Genomic DNA, 483 nt, shown 5'->3' with positions numbered 1-483 from the left:
CCTATCGGCGGAACGGTATCGCTATCGCTGGACGTCGATGATTCCGACGACAACAAGGAACGTGCGGATTTCGTGCGGGCGCTCTATATATTGGACAGCGGCACGCCGGTGGAGTTCGGCTTTGTGAACAACGACATCGACCCGCAGACCCTAATCTCGGGTGAGATAACGGGCAGTACGGTACAGATCGTTGTGGAATCGTTGGTAAGCGGAGGCAACGAGAACTATTTTATCGACAATGTTGCAGTGACCACGGCCGTAGCAGGCCTAACAGTAAGGTTGGACGACTATGCATTGGGGAATACCGAACCGGTAGTACCCTTTGAAGTAATGCTATATCCGAACCCCGCCACCACAGAGGCAACGCTCTCTGTCAAGGGCAGTTCCAGGTTGGAAGCCATTGCGATATTTAATTCCCTGGGCCAACAGGTAAGGGCCTTTAAAGCTTCCGAACTGGGGAACCGTGCCAACGGCTACCAGCTA

At 53.6% G+C, this 483-nt stretch carries 1 protein-coding gene; it reads left to right on the top strand.

From position 1 onward, the window contains the following. Positions 1–483: T9SS type A sorting domain-containing protein (locus RM706_RS16460; RefSeq protein WP_311353363.1), on the top strand; the 483-nt coding region annotated here is incomplete at both ends.

This window comes from Croceitalea rosinachiae (assembly GCF_031846445.1).
GTDB classification, from domain to species: Bacteria; Bacteroidota; Bacteroidia; order Flavobacteriales; family Flavobacteriaceae; genus Croceitalea; species Croceitalea rosinachiae.
Note: the sequence above shows the minus strand (reverse complement) of the source record. Positions and strands in the feature narration are given on the sequence as shown.